Below are 21140 nucleotides of genomic sequence, written 5' to 3'. Positions count from 1 at the left end.
TACCAATAACGTAGCTATTTTAAAACGATTTTAACACGTTGGTTTTATGTCGAAATTCGGAGAACTTATAAACTCACCTGTTCCTGTACTGATAGACTTTTATACAGAGTGGAACGAACCCTCTGTAGCTATGCACCCTGTTATGAGAGATGTGGCGGCTGCACTGGGGGATAAGGCTAAGGTTATTAAAATTGACGTAGATAAAAACCAGGAACTTGCCGAAGCCCTGCGTATAAAAGGCTTGCCTACGCTTATGATTTATAAAGACGGGCAGGTAGTATGGAGACAAAGCGGAGAGCTGGATGCCAACACTATAATAGGGCTGGTAAGCGAACAGGTTTAATACGGCAACAGGCCTATTCTGTAATTTTCCTTTTTTAAATATTCTATTACGCGTGGTAGTGCATACTGCATATTTTGTTGCGCCTTAAGGCTGTCATGAAATATGATTATACTGCCATTTTCTACATTGTTTATTACATTTTTAAGGCATGCTTCCGGCGTTATGGTCTGGTCGAAATCTGCACTTAAAACATCCCACATGATTAGTTTAAATCCTTTATGCCTCATAGCCGATGCCTGTTTGCGGCTCATTTTGCCGTACGGCGGGCGAAACAACCGTGTACCTTCAGGTTTATGCTGTATTATGGCCTGCTGGCATTTTTCGGTATTTTGTAGGTAGGTTTCGTCGTCAGTATTCCAGCCGTTAAGGTGGTTAAACGTGTGGTTGCCCACCGCATGACCTTCCTGTATTACACGTTGAAAAACGTCGGGGTGTTTTTGTATGTTGTCGCCTATGCAAAAAAATGTAGCTTTAATATCGTGCTGCTGTAGCACATTCAGCACCCATGGCGTAACTTCGGGTATGGGGCCGTCATCAAAGGTAAGGTATACCTTTTTGCGTTTTCGGGCTACATTCCATATAAACCCTCCGAAGAACTTTTTAACAAACCAACGTGTTTTTACCCAATACAGTTTCATAGGCATAAAAAAGATGCAGCCGAAGCTGCATCCCTTTACAAATTATTTATTTCTTTTCTCCGCTGCTTATTTTGTTTACAGCGCTGTCTGTAGTTTTAGTCTTGGTTCCGTCTTCGGCGTTTAAGTATTTAGAAATACTGTCTTCCTCAGGAGCGGCTTCACCTTCGTTTTCCCTTTTGTAACGTCCTATTTTTTGGTTCAGGGTATTAAACTTAGGATATTCTTTTTGGTAATACTCCTCATCGCCCATGTCTTTAGCAATCCAAAGCAGGCTTCTGTAGCGCTCAATGTCGGTAGCTATGTCATTACGGATGTATATCTGGTCGCGTGCGCTAACACCGGCATAAAACACCAGGCTTTCCTGGTATTTCTTAATCAGGGTATCTAATACCTTATGTGCAGCTTCTTTGTCGCCCAGTTCATAATATCCTGTAATAAACGGCTCTAACAGCGTGTAGTACCCAAATAGCTCTACCGGCATTTTAGTCATCGCAAGGTCTATAACCTTACGGGCTTTTACCTTATCGCCTTCGTCTATTAACGCCTGCATAAGTCTTGCCATATTAGTGCGGTACGTAATGCTGTTTTTGCGCGTTTCAGGGTCATGGTACACTTTAGGATCTTCACCATTACCCCAGTCCCACTTCATTACTATGTCGTACATTTTTTTGGTGTCTATACGACCCATATCAAGCGGACTGCCGTCTTCAGGTATAGCGGTTTTAACCGGTACAAGCTTGTACACCATACCATCCAGCTGAAGATAGTCTTTCATCCAAAGGTAATCGTCGTCGCCAAAGCTGCCTCCGGTAAAGTAAATAGGCCTTTTCCAGTTATTGTTGTATACAATATCCAGCATCATAAGGCGGTTTTTGTAAAGCGCATCGCCTTTAATATCAAAGTCGATGTACGGTACTATACTGTCTTTAATTTCAGCCGATACCGTGTTGCTTTTTAGCACCGCGTTTTTATCTACAGTAAACCTTACCTTGTTAGTAGGGTAGAAGTTTACAAAATGTCCGTTATTAAGTTTTAGTTTAAGCCTGTCGTCATCGCTACCCAGGAATTTAAGGAATGCTCCAAGATCCCAACGCTTTTCAGTGTTTTTATCGTACAGCATATAATCGCGTGTACCCGGCTTATACTGGTCGTGTGTAAAGCTAATAGGCATAGGGTCGCTGTCGTAGGCCTTACGCTTCATTTGGTCTATGTACCAGTCGGTCATAAACAGGCTGGTATTAACAATACGTACGTCTGTACGGAAGCCTTCAATTTCCTGTGCGTACCATAGTGGGAAGGTATCATTATCGCCTATGGTAAACAGTATGGCGTTTTTATCACAAGAAGATAAGTACGCTTTAGCCATGGCAAGTGCCGTGTAGCGGTTAGAGCGGTTATGGTCGTCCCAGTTTTGGCTTGCCATAAGCACAGGAGCAGCAAGTAAGCAGGCTGCTGTAACGGCAGGTATGGCTATTTTTGGCGCCACAAACTTCTTAATCCAGTCGTAAATAGCATATACCCCAAAGCCCAGCCATATAGAGAATACATAGAACGAACCTACAAGCGCGTAATCCCTTTCGCGTGGTTCAAAAGGCCTTTCGTTAAGGTATATTTTTAGTGCTATACCCGTAAATAAGAACAGGGTGAGCAGTACGTAGAAGCTCTTGGCGTCTTTATTGGCGTGGTAGGCTAAACCTATACATGCTAGGATAAATGGCAGCAGGTAATAAACGTTTCGGCCTTTGTTGTTTGCCTGATCTGAAGGTAGGTTGTCCTGGCTTCCTAAACGTATTTCATCCAGTGGTTTTATGCCCGATAGCCAGTTGCCGTCAAGGTCGTCATAACGGCCCTGTATATCGTTTTGCCTTCCGGCGAAGTTCCACATAAGGTAGCGCAGGTACATATAGCCAAACTGGTATTCAAACATAAACTGCATGTTTTGCATAAAAGTAGGCTTGTCTACAATAATGAAACTGCTATAACCATTAAGGAACTTGTTATAATCATCATAATCGGCCGCACCCGAGTGGAATTTAGACCTGAAATCGGCAATAATCTGCTCCATGTTAGATCGTGCTTCAGCAACTGCCTGGCCCAGTTCTTCCTCGCTCATTTTGTCTACCGGTACGCCCATGCGGTACAGGTCTTCGGCAAAATCATGTTCAGGATCCAGCCTAAAGGTAGCCGGTGCGGTAAAGGTCATATAATTAGCAGCACTTTCCGGGTTCCACATACGCGGCATAAAGCCTTTGTGGTTGTCGTCTGTATTTTGCTTGGCGTTTTTGTAATCGTTTACTATTACGTATTTGCCTGTGGCATAATCCCTTTGGTAGTTTGGTTTTTCATCCTCATAAGGGTTTTCCTTATCAAGTCCGCTGTAGGTGTCGGTATACATAGGGCCGTAGAAAAGCTTTTGCTCTCCGTACTGTTCACGGTTGTAGTAGGCCAGTACCTCTGCAGCATCACTTGGTTTATTTTCGTTAATTACCACATTGGCATTGGCACGTATAGGGAGCATCATCCAGGTGCTGAATCCTATAAAAATAAACAAGATACACAGTATAAGAGTGTTGTACAGCGGAAGCTCTTTCTTTTTGGTAAAGTTAAGCCCAAAATAAAATACCGCTATCAATGCCAGGAATACGAATATGGTACCCGAGTTAAACGGTAGCCCAAGTGAATTAACCATAAATATTTCGGTTTTCCCGAAAAGTGCCATGGTATACGGTAGTAAAAACTTAAAGATAAACAATAGTATGGCTATGATAACCACATTTGCTACAATGAAGTTTTTAATATTTACTGTTTTGTAATTTTTAAAGAAGTAGATAAAGCCTATGCTTGGTAGTGCAAGTATGGCCATAAAGTGTACGCCAAATGATAAACCTATAACCAGGGAAATGATTAATAACCATTTGGCTCCGCGTGGATTGTGCATATCTTCTTCCCACTTAAGGCCCAGCCACAGCAGTATGGCTATAAATAACGATGCCATGGCATACACCTCGGCTTCGGTAGCGTTAAACCAAAAGCTATCGGTAAAGGTGTAGGCAAGTGAGCCTACAAGAGAAGATGCCAGTATGGCTTTCGCGTTATTGTCGTTAATTTCAGAGAACTTTGCTACTACTGTCTTCAATACCATTGTAGAAGACCAAAACATAAACAGTATAGTAAATGCGCTGGAAAGCACTGATACCATGTTAACCATTAAGGCTACGTGTTCTTTGCCTGAAGCGAAAATAGACATGAATGCGCCTACCATCTGGAAAAGTGGTGCTCCCGGTGGGTGGCCTATTTCCAGTTTAGCAGCGGTAGAGATGTACTCGCCGCAATCCCAAAAGCTTAATGATGGTTCTACAGTAAGGGTGTAGGTGATGAAAGCAATAGCGAAAACTACCCATCCTAAGATGGTGTCCCATTTCCTGAAATTGAATGTTGTCATGTATGGTGAATTATCCCTGGATATTATTCTAACTGCAAAGAAACTATTTTTTTGTCAATGAGAAATGTATAAATACCTATTTTAATAAAAAATGAGGTTTGTTTTTACGCTGTTTTTATTGATTGACTGCAGGTAGGATTGATTTCGTTACCGTGCCGATCTATAAAAAAATCGGTATACACTGGATGTATACCGAATCGTTGGATTTGCGAAATTGATTGGCTTAGCTTCCCCTCAGCTTTATTTTTTAAGTACACTGTAGTTTTACAGTAGACTTGTTGTTTTTTTCTCCTTAAAGGTTTTAGTAATGTGCTAACTTACAAGTTCTTTACCTGGAAAGGATAAGGGCAAAGATATAAAAAAATAATTAAGACACTAATTAGTGTTTTATTTTAACATTGTTTTTTTATTAAGTATGCTGAAGTTTTACCAAATGTTTGTGGTTATGTAAGTAGATGTTTGTTTTATTAAGTTTTTTAAAAGTTTTGTCCGTTGTTGCATCATATAAGAACTTTTATAAGGTAAGGAAAATTCTCCTAAATTACCATTCTCAATTAACGGCGTTTTAAAATTTAGTAACTTGCGTGCTCATTGCTAAGGGATATGAAAAGGAAGCCATCGGGAGGAGATATTCGTAATAAGGAACGCAGTAAAAAGAAATTTTTAGATGCGGTAGGCACCATTTTGGAAACAACGGGCTATACAGGGTTAAAAATAAATAATATCGCTACTGTGGCCGGGGTAGATAAAAAAATGATCTATAATTACTTTGGCAGTGTAGACGGGCTTATAGACGAGTATGTGAGTTCCCTTGATTTTTGGAGCAATGTAAAAGGCGACGCCCTGGCTATGAATGACGGCGGATGCGAGTTTGTAAAACAATCGCTTACGCACCAGTACGATTATGTGTCTGACCATAAAAATCTACAGCAGGTACTGTTGTGGGGGCTTGCCGAACAAAGAGAATCCCTTACTGCCATAGCCGACGAACGCGAACGTAACGGGGAACTATTGCTTACTCATATTACCGACCCTCACTTTAAACAGGATTCAAGCCAGTTTAGGGCGGTAGCTGCCATATTAATATCGGGTATTTATTACCTTAATATGTATAAGGGAGTTAATGCAAAAACATTTTGTGGTATAGACCTCACCACAGAGGGCGGAACACAGGAAATAAAAAATGCGCTGGTTAAAATGATTGATCTTGTATACAAAGATCATAATGAGCCAACTTCCGCCGAGTAGACACCTTGCTTAATTTTAAATTTGTGTAGTGCGTTATATTGTTTATAAGATTAACACGGTAGTAAAGGATGGAGTTAAAAATTAATTGTTAATTTACGCCGCTATTATTACACACAATGAAAATTAGGCAAATACTGGAGGCAACAGCCCCTTTTAAATACTTTATTAAAGGATACGACGTACTAACCGAACCTTTTTACGTAGAAGTACAGGCAAAAAATAAGGCTGAAGTAGCCAAGAGGCCCATACGTACTGATGTTATTAACTATCTCCTGTCGCTTTTTCCGCATGAAACTACCTATTTAGAAATAGGGGTGCGTAATCCCGAAAAAAACTTTAACCATATTAAATCGGCTACCAAGTACAGTGTAGACCCCGGGGTGGAGTTTAAGGAAAACCCGGTGGATTTTAAAATGACGTCAGACGCGTTTTTTTCAAAACTGCGCCAAGGCGAAATATTAAGCCAAGACATTAAGTTTGATGTTATATTTATAGACGGCCTGCACCTTGCCGAACAGGTAGACCGCGACATAGTAAACGCGTTAAACTATCTTAAAGAAGATGGTTTTGTAGTATTGCACGACTGTAATCCGCCTACCGAGTTCCACGCCCGCGAACGCTATGGCTACTACCATACGCCTGCAAAAGGATTTTGGAATGGTACCACATGGAAAGCATTTCAAAAATGGCGTTTTAACCCTTCGGTTAATTCGTGCTGTGTAGATACAGACTGGGGGGTAGGCGTATTATCGCGCAAAGCACCCGTAGGTAACTGCATTGCCCCGGTTAACCCGTTTTTTGAGTTTCAGGTAATGAGTGATAACCGTAAAGAACACCTTAACCTAATTTCTTTTGAGGAGTTAAAACAACGTACTTCAAGTAGTATTTAAAATACCGATTCTTCAACAGTATAAAAAAAATATCCCGGGCTTTAAAGGCTCCGGGATATCCGCTTTTATAAAATAGTTTCCCAATTTTTAATGTTTTGTAATTTTAAGCCGGCAATTTTTTGTGCCAGTGTAAGGGTATCGGTAAAATTATAGCCTTTTAGCCTGGCGTATAAAAAACCGGTCCAGAAGGCATCGCCGGCACCGGTGGTATCGTGTATGTTGTCCAGCCGTTGCGCGTCTTGTTTTATAATGCCTGTATTACGGTCGCTTAGTACCACGCCGTCTTTTCCTTTAGTGAGGCAAACGGTATCTGCGCCGTGCGAGTGAAAATAGTCAAAGATAAACGCCTCGCTTTTTTCTTCGTTAAAAATCCTGAAACAGTCGTCTTCACTTATTTTTATAAGCGGATTGTATGAACAATATAGTTGTATTATATCCATAGCTTCCTGCCTTTCGGGCCATATACGGTCAGAATAATTAAGGTCTATGCTCAGTTGTAATCCCAGTTCTTTAGCACGTTTTGCTTTGGTAACTATGGTATGCTGTGCCGGTTTTTTGCTCAGCGCAAAACACGTAGTGTGGTACACGTGCGCATTTTGCAGTACTGTATCGGCAAGCTGGTAATCTTCAATATGCACATCGGCATCGCGGTAGGCAATAAAATCAGGTGTACCCGTAGAGCGCGATACCATTACAATACTGGTATTGGCACTATTTGCCGTGCGGCTGTACTGTGTATTTACACCGCCCTGTTCCAGTTCCCGGAGTGCGAAGTGCCCCAGGCCGTCGTTACCTACGGTGCTAACTATTGCTGCCCGTAGCCCAAGTTTTGCGGCATTAAACGCTACATTAGTGGGAGATCCCCCCAGCAGCCGTTTGTACCCGGTTGTTTGTTGTAGTGTGGCATCGGTTTCATTTCCTATAAAATCTATAAGGGTTTCACCTATGCACAGTATATCTATATTTTTCACAATATGTTACATTAGAAGTTTAAAGCCAGCGTGTAACGAGCGGTGCAGCAGTACAGCTCCGGCAGCACTCCATGCACAATAGCGTACACCATTTGGCACACTTGATTTACTGTTGAAGTTTTCGTAAAAACCATACTCTTTAAGGCCGTTAGCGTAGTTTATGGCATGCAGCGTTTCGGTAGCTTTTGCGGCTTCGTCCATACTTAGCAGTGCCAGTCCGTAAAAGCCGTTAACCATAGGCCAGCTGCCGCCGTTATGAAACTCGTACGGGTAATTTCTAAACTCATACTTGCAGTTGTTTACCAGTAAATCCCATTCTTTGTCCCATTCTTTTACCGGGGGCCAAAATGCCGGGATAAGGTTTAGCGGTACTTCCTTTTGGGTAATACGCGCATGCCGTAGTATCTTTTTCTTAAAACCCTCAGAGCCTACATCCAGCAATAGCGCAAGGCTGTTTGCAAAGGCATCAAACTGTTTTCGGTACCCTGACGGATTAAAAGAACACGGCATATAGTTTTCTATAGCGGCTTCGGTAAATGCCTTTTCGTGGTATTTTTCACCCTTTTTAGTAGCGGTAAAGTTTATTTCTATCTGTCGTTTTACCTCCTGTATTTTTGTTGCCAAAGTTTCAGAAGGTACAAATTGGTAATAACACCTTAGTGCCCATAAGCGCAGGAGCTGGTCGTACAGTACATAACCGTCTGTGATAAACTCATCTGCCCAGTTACCCGATAGCGGTACGTACAGCAGGTGCTTGCCGTTAAACTCCCACGCATCGAGCAGGTTAATGCACTTTTGTAACACCTCTTTATGGCGGGTAAAAAATAGTTTCTCGCCGGTGTAGTGGGTATATTGGCATACGCCAATAATAAACCAGGTTACGGCATCTACCCGGCCGGCAAGGCCGCCGTAGCTTACAACAGCTTCACCGTTTTTATAATACACGTTAGAAGGCATAAACCCCGCCGGGTGCTGCGCCGAAGCAAGTGTTTCCAGTGTTTTTTTAAAAGTATCTATAAGGCTGCCCTTACCCGAAGCCAGTGCTGCAAGCCCACATATAACCCCATCTCGGGTCCATACGCGCTTGTAGTTTGTTATATCTTCAGCGCTTGCCACAAAGCCGTGTGGTGTGCTGCATTTTTCCAGCAGTTCCACTGATTTGTCATAGGCTATGTTTAGTGCTTCCATAGGGTTCTATTTTCCGGTTTTTATAAAAAGGGCACATATACCGCCGGTTACTAAAAATGCCCCGGCAAGGGTAATAATGTTTAATGGGTTTTGGCCTACTAAATCGTATACAAAAAACTGTACAGACAAAATTTGGATGATCATGGGTATTACAATAAACATATTAAAAATGCCCATGTAAATGCCCATTTTTGCTGGTGGTACGCTGCCTGCCAGTATTTGGTACGGCATGGCCATCATACTGGCCCACGCAATACCCAGCCCAAAGGAATACGCGTATACCGATGTTATCTGTACGGTGTGCCCAAACGGATTAGGTATACTAAACAGTATGGTGCTGTTGTTTAAAAATGGTAGTGCCAGCAGGCCAAGCCCGCCCAGTGTAAGGGCTATAAAGTGTACTTGTTTTGCACCTATTTTTCGCGCCAGCGGAATAAGTAGGAACGCCACCAAAAAGCATACAATGTTATACGTTCCGTTAAGGTTACCGGTAAGCAATTGCGCCTGGGAGAAACCTTTAGACGTTTCGTCTGATGTATGGAAAATACTAACAGAAAGGGCAGAGGTAATATACTGCCAGTAGCAGAACATGGCATACCAGGTAAAAAACTTAACCGGTATAAGCTGCTTCATCGGCTTTGGCATGGTGCGGAAAGCTTCGGCTATGTCTTTAAATATCCTGCCAAAAAATGTACCCTCCTGTTTCCGGGCTTCAATTTCAGCAAGTTCTTCTGCCGATGGCGGATACTCTTTTGTAGTAGCTACAGAAAACAGTACCGAACCAATAGCCGCCGCTGCACCTATAAAAAACGCCCAGTAGGTGTATACGGGTATTCCGTTATCCAGCTTGTCATCAATAGAAAGTATACCCAGTAAAACCAGCAGGGCAGGGGTAAAGTTAGCCAGTGTAATGCCCAGCCCCGTAAAAAAGCTTTGCATTAAAAATCCTGTAGGATGCTGCTCTGGCACCAGCTTATCGGCTACAAAGGCGCGGTACGGCTCCATGGTTATGTTGTTTGCCGCATCTAGTATCCAGAGTAGCCCGGCAGCCATCCACAATGAGTTAGAAAAAGGCATAGCCAGTAACCCAAAGCTTGCCAAAAGCGCACCTATCAGGAAAAACGGCTTTCGCCTGCCAAACCGTGGCGACCATGTACCATCGCTCAGCGCACCTACTATGGGCTGTATTATAAGCCCGGTTACAGGGCCGGCAAGCCACAGTATGGGCAGCGATTTTTCGTCGGCACCCAGGTACTTGTATATGGCACTCATGTTACTTTGTTCCAGCCCAAAACTGAACTGTATGCCAAAGAACCCGAAGTTCATATTCCATATTTGCCAAAAGCTAAGTTTTACCTTGTGTTTCATGCTAGCGTGGTATTGATTTTTTTAAAAGAACAGTTCCTGTAGTATTAAATATAGTACAGGAAACTGTTCCAATTAACCCAAACCTCTTTTTATGAATTAAAATTTATATGCCAGTGTAAGAGATGAGGTGCGTCCGTTAATGGCGCGTGCCCTTACTATGTTTTTAGTGTTTGATGTAATGCTGCCTTCTTCAACCTCGGTAATACCTATAGAATCGAATACGTTATTTACGTTGGCACTTAGGCTAAGGCCTTTTGTAAGCGAGAAGCTTATGAATGGGTTTACCACTATATAGCCAGGCATTACAAGCTCGTTATTATCCTGAGCATACGACTTGCTTGTACCTACAACAGAGAAACCGAAGTTGTGTTTCTTTTCAGCGCCAAAGCTGTATGATGCCAGCGCGTTGTAAATAAAGTCGGCCTGCCTTCTTGGTTTGTTGCCTACGTAAGTAGGATTAATGGCGTCTTTAGATATTTCGGCGTGTGTCCAGGTAACGCTACCGTTAAAGCTAAAGCGGTCTACACGATGGCTGCCTTCAAGCTCAAGACCATAAGTTGTGTATTCCCTTTGTATCTGCCTGATACCAGCAGTAGAAAAGTCCCAGTTTTGTTCAGATATACCTGCGTAGAATGCTGTAGCATATAGGCTGGTTTTAGCGCCGTTGTGCTTAAAGCCGAGTTCGGCCTGGTTTACCATATCTGCGCTTAGGCCCGGTACGGCTTTTCCGGTTGCAAGGATGTTGTTGCCAAACAGTAGCCTGTCGGCATTGGCACGGCCACCACGGCTGTATCTTCCGAATAACGACTGGTTGTCGCTTAGCAGGTAGTTAAGACCGGCTGAGTACGATACATAGTCTACATCGTAGTTTACATATTTCCTGTTCGCGTTGTCCATTACTGTTACGCTTGCTTCAGGGCCTTCTATGGTTCCGCTGCCATCAACGTCTACATTAGCTACCTGATGTGAGCCGGCAAAGGTACCCCTTGCTTTAGATTTGTCGAAACGGATGCTACCGTCAAAGTTTAACTTGTCTGTAAGTTTGTACTGAATAGCCGCGTAGGTAGCATTAATGTCATAATTAGTATCGTAGTTGCGGCTTAGGCCGTTACCCCAAAAAGGCACACCGTAAGCATATAAACCGTTAACCGAGTTGCTGCCGGCATTGATAAGTGCTGCGTTGTTACCTTTAGCTTCCATAAGGTAGCTGTTCCACATCCAGGTCATGCCTATGTTTTGCAGCGCTTTGTAGTAACCAAGTGTAAGGTCAAGGTTGCCAAATTTCTTGGTTAGTTTAAGGTCGTTTGTAAAGTTGTTGAAGTTGTTTATGGCAACATCAAACAGTACGGTTTTAACCACATAGTCGTTAGCGCCTACGTTTTGGCCTACCATAGGACCATTAGCGTAGGTAAGGTTATCTACACCAAACTCTGTAGCATAAGCCGATGCGGTTTGAACCTGCTGCGGGAATGGTGCTATAAAGTTACCACGGTGGTAGTTTTGGCGGAAGCGGTTTTCTATCTTCCAGTCGTTGTCCAGGTTAAAAGAAAGCTCACCACCTACAGATGTGGCTATAGGGTTCATACCATTTTGTACGTTGGTACGTTTAGGGTTGCCGTTTGCATCAAGGGTAAGGTTGTCTAAAAGGTAAGCACTTTGCAGCGCATCATGCCTTATGTCAAAGTTTTCCATAGACTGGTACTTAGGGCTGCTGTTGCTGCCTGTAACATATACCGGCATTGGCAGGTAACCAATGGCCTTATCGTTAAGGTGTTTAAAGTATAGCCTTACGTAGCCATTTTTAAATTCTTTAGTAAGGTTTGCCTTAATCTGCCCACCTACGTTACCGGTATACCCTGCTGAGCGTGGGCCTTCGCCTTGCCTCCAAAATCCACCGATGTGAAACCTAAGGCTTTCGTTAATTGGTGTGCCGTATTCAAAATCAGTACGGTAGTTGTTGTAGTCCATACCTATAGACTGCATTACAGTACCGCCTTCGGTTGAGCCGTTTTTACTGATAAAGTTGATGATACCTGCAGGTGAGTTACTGGCAAGGGTAGAGGCAGAACCGCCGCGGATGGCTTCTATTTTACGAATGGTTTGGTCAGCACGAAGAAATATATCGGCATTACCAAAAGCCACGTCGCCAAACTGCATTACCGGAAGGCCGTCTTCGTGCAGTTGCAGGAACTTGGCACCACCCGATGCGATAGGAATACCCCTTAGGGTAATGTTAGCGTTACCCTCGCCACCGGTAGATTCTGATTTTACACCCGGAATAGACCTGAAGATTTCGGCAGTGGCACGCGGTGCGGCCTGTTCTATCTGTTGTATGTTTACAGAACTTACCGAAACAGAGCTTTCTACTTTAGAACGCTGGGTAACCACACCGGTTATTACCATTTCGTCAAGGCTTTTCGCCTCGCTTTTCATAACAATGTCAAATTTGCTGTCGCCACTTACAGTTACCGTAGCTGTAAAGTTGCTATAGCCCAGTAGCGAAGCGGTTATTTTAAACGAACCGTCTTTAAGGCTCTCAAAGGTATACATACCCGCATCATCGCTTATAGATGTTTTGCCGTTAAGCGATACGGTAGTACCGGCAAGCGGCATACCGTTTTCGTCGGCTATAAGGCCCGAAAGCTTACTGCTTTGGGCATAAGAAAAGCCATAACACAAAAGTGTTAAGAAGAATGCTTTTTTAAGATGTTTTGTAATGTTATCCATGTTGTTTTCAATATTTAATAATTATTGAACGGTTAATTTTTCAATATCGAAATTATTGTATGTCTGTTAAATTAAGTTAAGAAAATAAATCGAAATCGATTTCGAAACTACCGAAAACGATTTCGATTTTTATTTCGTATGACATAATTCATATTTACTATATTTGAATGTATGAAAGAAATCACGCTTAAAGAAATAGCCGAACTGCTTGGGATTGCGCCAACCACAGTATCCAAAGCGCTAAAGGATTATCCGGACGTAAGCGAAAAAACACGCCGCGAGGTGCGGGAGCTTGCTGAAAGGCTAGGGTATAGCCCTAACAGCTTTGCCGTAAACCTGCGCACTAAGGAAAGTAAGACCATAGGGCTTATTATTCCGGAGGTGGTACACCATTTTTTTAGCAATGTAATTACCGGTATTATAGAGGAGGCGGAAAAAAGTGGTTACCTGGTTATTATCCTGCAAAGTGGCGAGTCGCCGGAAATGGAACGCAAACAAGTAGATTTGCTGCTGGATAAGCGCGTAGATGGCATACTTATGGCGCTTACAAACGACAGTAATGACGATGACCATATACGCAAGATTATAAAACGCGATATGCCACTTGTTTTGTTTGATAAAATTTCGAAATTATTGCCATGCAGCAAGGTGTTGATTAACGATCAAAAGGCTGCCATGCAGGCGGTACAACATCTTATAGATATTGGCTGCAAAAAAATAGCACATATACGTGGCCCATTAAACCCGCAAAACAGTATAGACCGGTTTTTAGGATATAAAAAGGCGTTGGAAAAGAACGGACTTACGTTTGATCCCTCTTTGGTATATCCTTGCCGTAACGTAACCTATGAGGAGGGCAGGGCGTTTGCCGAGCGCATACATAAAGAGCACCCGGATGTGGATGGTATTTTTTGTATAACCGACCTGGTTGCGGTAGGGGTAATCAGTTATTTTAACGAACACAACATACGCATACCGCAAGATGTGGCGCTTATAGGGTTTAGCAACTGGTTTATTTCGCAGGTAATTACGCCTAAGCTGAGCAGTATACGTCAGCCCGACCATGAAATGGGGGTAGAGGCAGCCCGTGTGTTGCTAAAAGAAATTAACCAGCGTAAGCATAACATACCTGTAGTGCCCGAACTCATAGAGCTTGAAACCGGACTTGTAATACGGGAGTCTACCATAAAAAAACCTTAGCGTAGCTAAGGTTTTTTTATGGGTTATAGTAATTCTAATATACGTTCCAGGGCCATGCCACGGCTTCCTTTTATAAGTATGGTATTGCCGTTGAATGACTTGTCTGTCAGCGCTTGTTTCAGCTCCTCAAAGCTTTCAAAGTAATGAAAGTTGGGCTGCTCTATCGCTTGGTTATAAAAGTCTTTGCCTACAAAAAACACTTCAATATTATGATTATGTTCTAGTAGCTGGATTACTTTTTTGTGCTCTTCGGCGCTTTCGGCACCCAGCTCAAACATATCACCTAAAAAGGCAATTTTGTTTTCTGCTTCCAGTTGGCTAAAGTTGGCTATTGCAGCCGCCATGCTACTTGGGTTAGCATTATAAGCGTCCAGTATTATATGGTTCCCGTTTTTCTCTATAATCTGCGACCTGTTGTTTGTAGGCACGTAGTTTTCTATAGCCTGCTTAATAAGCGTGTCTTCTACTTTAAAGTAATTCCCAATGGTTATGGCAGCCGCGATGTTTGCGGCATTGTAAATACCGATGAGGTTAGACTGAATGTGCAGGTCATGGTAGTACAACTTTACCATAGGGTTAGCCTCTATACCATCTACCGATACATCGCTGTTATGCTTACCTGCTGAGAATGTAAAACGTGATATATGCTCCGTTTTTTCGCGCTGAATGGCGTCGTCAAGGTTTACAAAAGCGGTTTTTATATGGTTTGAAAGATAGGCGTAGAGCTCACTTTTCCCTTTAATAACCCCTTCTACACCGCCAAAGCCTTCCAGGTGCGCTTTGCCGAAATTTGTAATGTAACCAAAATTCGGCTCGGCTATCGCACATAGAAATTCTATTTCTTTTTGATGGTTAGCCCCCATTTCTACGATGCCTATTTCGGTATCTTTTGTAAAAGACAGCAAAGTAAGTGGTACACCTATGTGGTTGTTAAGGTTACCCACCGTAGCTGTAGTATAGTATTTAGTACTAAGTACTGCGTTTATGAGTTCCTTGGTTGTAGTTTTACCGTTGCTTCCGGTTAGGGCTATTACGGGTAAGCCCAGTTGCTGCCGGTGGTGGCGAGCAAGTTTTTGTAACGCGGTTAGCGCATCGTTTACTAATATGGTTTTACCTTCAATATGGTACTGAGGGTTGTCTATAAGGGCATATTTAGCGCCCTGTTGCAGGGCTTGTACTGCAAAGGTGTTGGCATCAAACCTTTCGCCTTTAAGGGCTACAAAAAGGCAGCCGTTTGTTATTTTTCTGGTATCGGTGCATACGCCGGTACATTGAAGGAAGTAACTGTATAGTGTAGAAATTTCCATAAGGGGTAAAAAAAAATAATGCCCTAAAATTAGGGCATTATTTGTTAACTTTTATGTTTTACAAGATTAGTTTCTTGCTGTTTTCTTTTTGCTCTTAGGACCAACCTTAGACATTGCACAACGGAAACCGATGTAGTCTGTAGCCATATCCTGAGGGTAGTACCTTCTTTGAGCCGGGTCTAACCAGTAAGCCCTGTCTCTCCAAGAACCGCCTTTAAATACTCTTACGTAGTCATTAATTAGCGTAGTTCTCTTTTTACCATCCTGAATTTTTCTTAAACCACCTGTTGCAGTATCAGCTTCAACCTTGTTGTGAGGGAAGTTGTACATTTTCTCAGTGATTTTATCATCGGTAGTATTACCACCTTCAGACTGGAATTTCATGTAGTCAAGTACTGATTGCTTATCACCATCGCGGAAGTTCCTGTTGTCACCCCTTGTATAGTTTTGTCTTAGGTAAGCATCGTCTTCAGTGATTGGCTCCTGAGCTATCTGGCCCGGTAGGTTCCTGTACTGTATACGTCCGTTAGAAAGTGTATCGTAAACAATAGTTTCAGGAGTTACAAGTAGCGCACGTCCGTCTTCACCAATTTTGTTTTTCATGTAAACGTTACCCCTGTAGTAGTTAAAGTCGTTTGCTTCGTCATCAACTATAGGACGGTATACGTCGGCAACCCACTCAGCTACGTTACCGGCCATGTCATACAGACCGAAATCGTTTGGCTGGTACGATTTAACCGGTGCAGTAATGTCAGCATTGTCATCACTCCATCCTGCAATTCCTCCGTAGTCACCTTTACCTTGTTTAAAGTTAGCAAGCTGGTCACCTTTTTTGGCACGCTTACCGTTACGGGTGTAAAGGCCTTTCCAAGGGTATTTTTTGTTACCTCTGTAAAGGTTGTATTCGCGGTTACCTACAAGTGCTACAGCAGCATATTCCCACTCAGCCTCGGTAGGAAGCCTGTACTCAGGAAGTATAAGTCCTGAAGTCCTTTGAGCGTATACGTTCTTAGCACCTTCTTTGCTGGCAAGTTTGTTGCCTTTGCCTTTTAGTACCAGTTCTTCGTTACCGCCATAGGTTTTATTAGGGCTTTCAAGGTAAGACTCTGTACTAAATGTGCTTTCTGCTTTAGTTTCAGTTAGCTTAGCATCCTTTTTAAGGTATTTTTCTTTTTCAAGTACGTTTTCGTTAACACGGTCAGTTCTCCATTTGCTAAACTCTACTGCCTGTACCCAGCTTACACCTACTACCGGGTAGTAGCTAAATGCAGGGTGCCTCAGGTAGTTGTTAGTCATGGTTTCGTTATATCCCAGTGCATTCCTCCATACAAGTGTATCAGGTAGTGCACCTACGTAAATGTTTTTGTAGTTCTCTTCCTCAGGAGGGAAAACCCTCTTAAGCCAGTCAAGGTACTCCATGTACATTACGTTAGTAACTTCGGTTTCATCCATAAAGAAAGACTGTACGTGCTGCTGAGTTGGAGTGTTGTTCCAATCGTGCATAACATCGTCCTGAACCCTACCCATGGTAAACGTTCCACCTTCAACCTCTACAAGACCCGGAGCAGCTTCCTGCTTCTTGTACTTAGAGTTGTGCTGGAAACCACCTTTCTTGTCATTAATTTTCCATCCTGTAGCCGAACTCACGTTACCACCACCTGAGCTTTTCTTGCTACAGCTGGTAAGGCCAAGAGTCACTGCTACAGCGAGCAACATGTTTAAAGCCGTGATTTTGTTAACTTTCATCTTTCTGTAGGTAAATAAATTTCGTGGCGCAATATAATAATTAACCGTTAAACTGCAACACAGATTTTAAAATTTTGCTAAAAATCTAAAATTATGTTAACTGTTCACTATCTTAACGCTACTTTTAAACTAATATTGCAGCTCAATTACCGATTATTTTTTTTTAGCCGTACTATAAAGCCATTCTCTGCGTTTTCACAATGATGAAAAAGTACTTACTTATCCTGTTTTTTATATGTTTTGCTGCTGCAAACGCCCAGGAAGTTCAGCAAATTGCTGTTTCATGGACCGGTCTTCGCGATGTGCAGGCGGGCAAAAACGTTTACAAAGTGCCTCATTTTAACCCGGAATACATGAAGTATATACCGGGCGCTAACTCGCTTTTGCTTGAAGTAAGGTTTCCGGCACAGGGCAATGTAGACCCTACATCGCTTACTGTAACCAATATTGTTATGGAAGATGTGTCGCGCCAGGAACTGGGTGATATTAATGTATTGTCCTTACCTTCTGAAGTAAAACCTTCGCTACATCCTATAAATGCACGTGGTGTATTTAGTGGTGTTGTTACGTTGCAGCCCGTAATTAAGTCGGGTCAGGGCTATCGCCGTATAAAGTCATTCAGTTTTTCATATAAGCTTGCGTCAGCTGCTACTCAGAGGGCTGCGTCGGCTACATCACTTTATAACTCTGTTTTGGCTACCGGTAACTGGTTTAGGTTTTATGTAACAAAATCAGGTGTGTACAAGCTAAGCCGTTCGTTTTTATCATCGCTTGGCGTAGATGTAAACGCAGATCCACGCACCATTAAAATATACGGAAACGGCGGTCGGATGCTGCCTATGCTTAATAGCACTGCCTACCCCGAAGACCTTGCCGAAAATGCCATACGTTTTGTAGGCGAGGAAGACGGCAGGTTTGACTCTGGTGATTACATACTTTTTTATGCCGAGGGCATCGGAGGTTGGAACGCCGAAAGCAGCACTAATAATAACCTGTATGCCGATAGGTCATATTATTACGTAACCGTGGGCACAGGTAGCGGTAAGCGTATACAGCAACTCGTGCAGCCAGAGGGAACCGCTGCACAGCAGGTAAGCTCTTTTGATGCGTACGAGTATTACGAAAATGACAGGGTAAACATAGGGCACATAGGGCGAAAATGGCACGGTGAGGCCTTTAATATAGAAAATGAGCAAACGTTTGATTTTAACCTTCCCGATACTGAGGCCAATGCCCAGGCTAAGGTAACGGTTAGGGCGGCAGCTATTTCAAGTTCATCTTCAAGTATGGCGGTTACAGCTAACGGCGGTGCTTTGGGTAATATCAGTTTTGCAGGTTTGTCTGACCTGCAGGAGGCTTATGAAAATACGCTTATAGGTAACGTGGGTATTTCTGGCGATTCTTTCGCTGTAAAAATTGCCTACAACAATGGTGGTGTACCATCGGCTAATGCCTGGCTTGATTTTATTACCATAGAATATAAACGCAGGCTTCGGGGCACGGGTATTCAGTATCCGTTTACGTATAAAGCGGCTTCATCGTCTTTGGGTATACTACAATATAATTTTACTGAAGCTACAAGTATAGCAGAGGTTTGGGATGTTACCGATATATATAATGTAACCGCGGTGGCAAACCAGGCGGGTGCATCATTTAGCTTTAAGGCCGATGGTGGAGAGGTACGTAATTATATAGCGGTAGCCGAAAATGATTTTTATACGCCGCTAAAGGAAAGCAGCCCGCGCATTGCCAACCTTAACCTTAAAGGTACCATACTTAAAAATGCACAAGGTCAGTTCCAGGATTTGGACTACCTGATTGTAACACCAAAGTTTTTGGTAAGTACCGCCGAAACACTTGCTGCGTTGCACCGCAGTTATTCGGGGCTGGTGGTAAAGGTGGCAAGTACCGAAGATATTTACCAGGAGTTTTCATCGGGCAAGCAGGATCCGGGGGCTATCCGTAATTTTATAAAGTACATTTATAATAATGCGTCGTCTACGGCTAAGCGAATAAAATATGTAAACCTTTTTGGCGAAGCGTCGTTTGACTATAAAAACCGCACGCCTAACAACACTAATATAGTGCCTGCAATACAGGCCATAAGCCTTACCGGGGTTGGGTTTAATAATTACAGCCTGGTGCAAACCTATGTAACCGATGATTTTTACGGTGCCATGGATGCAAGCGAAGGTACTATGGTGGTAGAAACCGGCTACTACGGGCTTGATATTGCCGTGGGCCGTATGCTGGTAACCACAGTTGCCGATGGGGAGCAGATGATAAATAAGGTTAAGGAGTATATTTCATCGGCGTCGGCGGGGCGTTGGCGCAATGAGTACATTACCCTTGCTGACGATTTTGATAAAAGTTCAGATAACTTTGTGAATACCCTTGAGGAAATTGCCACATCTATAGCGCAATATAAAAACTTCATTAACATCCGTAAGGTGTACATGGATTCTTACATACAGCAGGCTTCGGCAGGTGGGCAGCGTTATCCGGAGGCCAAAGCACAGCTGCTACGCTATATTAATAACGGTGCACTGGTGGTAAACTACCTGGGGCACGGTGGTACAGGTGGTATGTCCAGCGAGCGTGTTTTTGAGCTTTCAGACGCGCAAAACCTTACCAACCAACATAAATATCCGTTGTTTATTACGGCTACCTGCGAGCTTACCAAGTTTGACGACCCATATATAAATTCGGTAGGGGAGGCTATTTATAAGAACGAACGTGGTGGCGGTATTGCTATGATTACCACAACGCGTGCCATATATGTTAGCGATGCTAATACGTTAAACAACAGGCTTTCGGGTTACTTGTGTGCATACTATCCGCAAAACACGTATGAGTACCCCAGTATGGCCGAGGCGCTGAGGCTTACTAAAGCCAATGCCAATGTTAATTCGCAGTTTATTAATGTGGTGTCGTTTATTGGCGATCCTGCCCTTAAGCTGGCGGTGCCGAAACAAAAAATTGTGCTTACTAAAATAAACGATGTTCCGGTAGCACAGTCTACAGATGTATTGCGTGCGCTTTCGTTTGTAAAGTTAAGCGGTGCGGTAACTGATGAATCAGGTGCGGTAGCGGCAGGATACAATGGCGAGGTAGAGGTTACTGTTTTTGACAAAAAAGTACAGCGCATTACGCTTAATAACGATGGGCAGGGTGTGCAGATACCTTTTTCTACCCTTGGGGAAACCATTTTCAGGGGTAATGCAGTGGCTACGGCAGGCCATTTTGATGTGAGCTTTGTAGTACCACGCGATATTAAAACACCTATAGATAACGCCCGCGTTAGTTTTTACGCTACCCGTACCGGTGTGTTAGACGACCGTACCGGATATAGTACTGATATAAAAGTAGGGGGTGTAAATGAAAATGCGGCTGCCGATACTACACCGCCGGTTGTTACGTTATACATGAACGACCAAAATTTTGTGTCGGGAGGTATTACTAACGATTCGCCTATGCTGCTGGCATACCTTTCAGATGCCCACGGCATTAACACGGCAAGCGGTATAGGGCATGATATTATTGGGATACTGGATGGCGATGAAACCAAACAGTTTGTAATGAACGATTATTATGAGGCCGACCCTAACGATTATACCCATGGGGTGGTGCGCTATCCGTTTATTAACCTTTCTAAAGGTTTGCATACCCTTACCTTTAAGGCATGGGATGTATATAACAACCTGGTAACAGCTGAGATTCAGTTTGTGGTAACCGGCAGCGATGGCATACAGATAGATAAGGTGCTTAACTATCCTAACCCGTTTGTAAGTTATACCGAGTTTTGGTTTAACCATAATCGCCCTTACGAGCCGCTGGATGTTCAGGTGCAGATATTTACGGTGTCTGGTAAAATTGTAAAAACCATAAACCGCCAGGTGGTAACCGATGGCTTTTTAAGCCGGGATATTACATGGGACGGTCGCGATGATTTTGGTGATAAAATAGGTAAGGGTGTATACATTTACAAGCTTACCGTGCGCTCTACAGTAACCAATAAAAAAGCAGAAAAGTTTGAAAAACTTGTATTGCTGTAAAAAATAGTATATTTGTT

Annotated in this window: 13 protein-coding genes; 5 read left to right on the top strand and 8 right to left on the bottom strand. The window is 43.0% G+C overall.

The window, feature by feature from the left end; all coding sequences use genetic code 11:
* Positions 1-46: 46 nt before the first annotated feature.
* Complete coding sequence (locus ACLI08_RS11070; protein ID WP_411428550.1) at positions 47-343, top strand: thioredoxin family protein; 297 nt, start codon at positions 47-49, stop codon at positions 341-343.
* Here ACLI08_RS11070 and ACLI08_RS11065 read toward each other — a convergent pair.
* Both ACLI08_RS11065 and ACLI08_RS11060 read right to left on the bottom strand, forming a co-directional pair.
* Positions 340-981, bottom strand: coding sequence for a polysaccharide deacetylase family protein (locus tag ACLI08_RS11065; RefSeq protein ID WP_411428549.1), 642 nt, complete (start codon positions 979-981; stop codon positions 340-342). The genes ACLI08_RS11070 and ACLI08_RS11065 overlap by 4 nt on opposite strands.
* Before the next feature lie 46 nt (positions 982-1027).
* Positions 1028-4423: a DUF2723 domain-containing protein gene (locus ACLI08_RS11060; protein ID WP_411428548.1), complete on the bottom strand. Its 3396-nt coding sequence runs from the start codon at positions 4421-4423 to the stop codon at positions 1028-1030.
* Positions 4424-5026: 603 nt separating this feature from the next.
* Here ACLI08_RS11060 and ACLI08_RS11055 point away from each other — a divergent pair.
* Entirely contained in the window at positions 5027-5671 is a 645-nt protein-coding gene (locus ACLI08_RS11055) for a TetR/AcrR family transcriptional regulator (RefSeq protein ID WP_411428547.1), read from the top strand.
* 116 nt (positions 5672-5787) lie between these two features.
* Positions 5788-6561 (top strand): class I SAM-dependent methyltransferase, encoded by a 774-nt coding sequence (locus ACLI08_RS11050; RefSeq protein ID WP_411428546.1) that lies wholly within the window; start codon positions 5788-5790, stop codon positions 6559-6561.
* Between the two features lie 65 nt (positions 6562-6626).
* On the opposite strand, the gene ACLI08_RS11045 is transcribed toward ACLI08_RS11050, so the two are convergent.
* The 4 genes from ACLI08_RS11045 to ACLI08_RS11030 form a co-directional block, all read right to left on the bottom strand.
* Positions 6627-7532, bottom strand: coding sequence for a carbohydrate kinase family protein (locus ACLI08_RS11045; RefSeq protein ID WP_411428545.1), 906 nt, complete (start codon positions 7530-7532; stop codon positions 6627-6629).
* A 6-nt stretch (positions 7533-7538) separates the two neighbouring features.
* The gene (locus ACLI08_RS11040; protein WP_411428544.1) at positions 7539-8720 is read right to left on the bottom strand and encodes a glycoside hydrolase 100 family protein; all 1182 of its coding nucleotides are present in this window, start codon (positions 8718-8720) and stop codon (positions 7539-7541) included.
* 6 nt (positions 8721-8726) lie between these two features.
* Positions 8727-10088, bottom strand: coding sequence for an MFS transporter (locus tag ACLI08_RS11035; RefSeq protein WP_411428543.1), 1362 nt, complete (start codon positions 10086-10088; stop codon positions 8727-8729).
* A gap of 96 nt (positions 10089-10184) precedes the next feature.
* Entirely contained in the window at positions 10185-12815 is a 2631-nt protein-coding gene (locus tag ACLI08_RS11030) for a TonB-dependent receptor (protein ID WP_411428542.1), read from the bottom strand.
* A 171-nt stretch (positions 12816-12986) separates the two neighbouring features.
* Here ACLI08_RS11030 and ACLI08_RS11025 point away from each other — a divergent pair, with 171 nt between their 5' ends.
* Positions 12987-14015 carry a LacI family DNA-binding transcriptional regulator gene (locus ACLI08_RS11025; RefSeq protein ID WP_411428541.1) on the top strand — a complete coding sequence of 343 codons (1029 nt, stop codon included), beginning with the start codon at positions 12987-12989 and terminating at the stop codon, positions 14013-14015.
* Positions 14016-14038: 23 nt separating this feature from the next.
* Here ACLI08_RS11025 and ACLI08_RS11020 read toward each other — a convergent pair whose 3' ends face one another.
* On the bottom strand, positions 14039-15322 hold the full coding sequence (locus ACLI08_RS11020) for a UDP-N-acetylmuramoyl-tripeptide--D-alanyl-D-alanine ligase (RefSeq protein ID WP_411428540.1): 1284 nt from the start codon (positions 15320-15322) through the stop codon (positions 14039-14041).
* Positions 15323-15388: 66 nt separating this feature from the next.
* A complete protein-coding gene (gene gldJ, locus ACLI08_RS11015; protein WP_411428539.1) occupies positions 15389-17068 on the bottom strand; it encodes a gliding motility lipoprotein GldJ in 1680 nt (559 codons plus the stop codon).
* A gap of 200 nt (positions 17069-17268) precedes the next feature.
* On the opposite strand from gldJ, the gene porU reads away from it, so the two are divergent.
* On the top strand, positions 17269-21123 hold the full coding sequence (gene porU / locus ACLI08_RS11010) for a type IX secretion system sortase PorU (RefSeq protein WP_411428538.1): 3855 nt from the start codon (positions 17269-17271) through the stop codon (positions 21121-21123).
* The last annotated feature ends 17 nt before the right edge of the window (positions 21124-21140 follow it).

Origin of the sequence: Flavobacterium sp. RNTU_13 (assembly GCF_046614455.1) — a bacterium.
Classification (GTDB): Bacteria; Bacteroidota; Bacteroidia; order Flavobacteriales; family Flavobacteriaceae; genus Flavobacterium.
Note: the sequence above shows the minus strand (reverse complement) of the source record. Positions and strands in the feature narration are given on the sequence as shown.

Bases quoted from the DNA above. Each gene is read 5' to 3' on its own strand.
- ACLI08_RS11070 (WP_411428550.1), top strand. From the start codon at position 47: ATGTCGAAATTCGGAGAACTTATAAACTCACCTGTTCCTGTACTGATA.
- ACLI08_RS11065 (WP_411428549.1), bottom strand. From the start codon at position 981: ATGAAACTGTATTGGGTAAAAACACGTTGGTTTGTTAAAAAGTTCTTC.
- ACLI08_RS11060 (WP_411428548.1), bottom strand. From the start codon at position 4,423: ATGACAACATTCAATTTCAGGAAATGGGACACCATCTTAGGATGGGTA.
- ACLI08_RS11055 (WP_411428547.1), top strand. From the start codon at position 5,027: ATGAAAAGGAAGCCATCGGGAGGAGATATTCGTAATAAGGAACGCAGT.
- ACLI08_RS11050 (WP_411428546.1), top strand. From the start codon at position 5,788: ATGAAAATTAGGCAAATACTGGAGGCAACAGCCCCTTTTAAATACTTT.
- ACLI08_RS11040 (WP_411428544.1), bottom strand. From the start codon at position 8,720: ATGGAAGCACTAAACATAGCCTATGACAAATCAGTGGAACTGCTGGAA.
- ACLI08_RS11035 (WP_411428543.1), bottom strand. From the start codon at position 10,088: ATGAAACACAAGGTAAAACTTAGCTTTTGGCAAATATGGAATATGAAC.
- ACLI08_RS11030 (WP_411428542.1), bottom strand. From the start codon at position 12,815: ATGGATAACATTACAAAACATCTTAAAAAAGCATTCTTCTTAACACTT.
- ACLI08_RS11025 (WP_411428541.1), top strand. From the start codon at position 12,987: ATGAAAGAAATCACGCTTAAAGAAATAGCCGAACTGCTTGGGATTGCG.
- ACLI08_RS11020 (WP_411428540.1), bottom strand. From the start codon at position 15,322: ATGGAAATTTCTACACTATACAGTTACTTCCTTCAATGTACCGGCGTA.
- gldJ (WP_411428539.1), bottom strand. From the start codon at position 17,068: ATGAAAGTTAACAAAATCACGGCTTTAAACATGTTGCTCGCTGTAGCA.
- porU (WP_411428538.1), top strand. From the start codon at position 17,269: ATGATGAAAAAGTACTTACTTATCCTGTTTTTTATATGTTTTGCTGCT.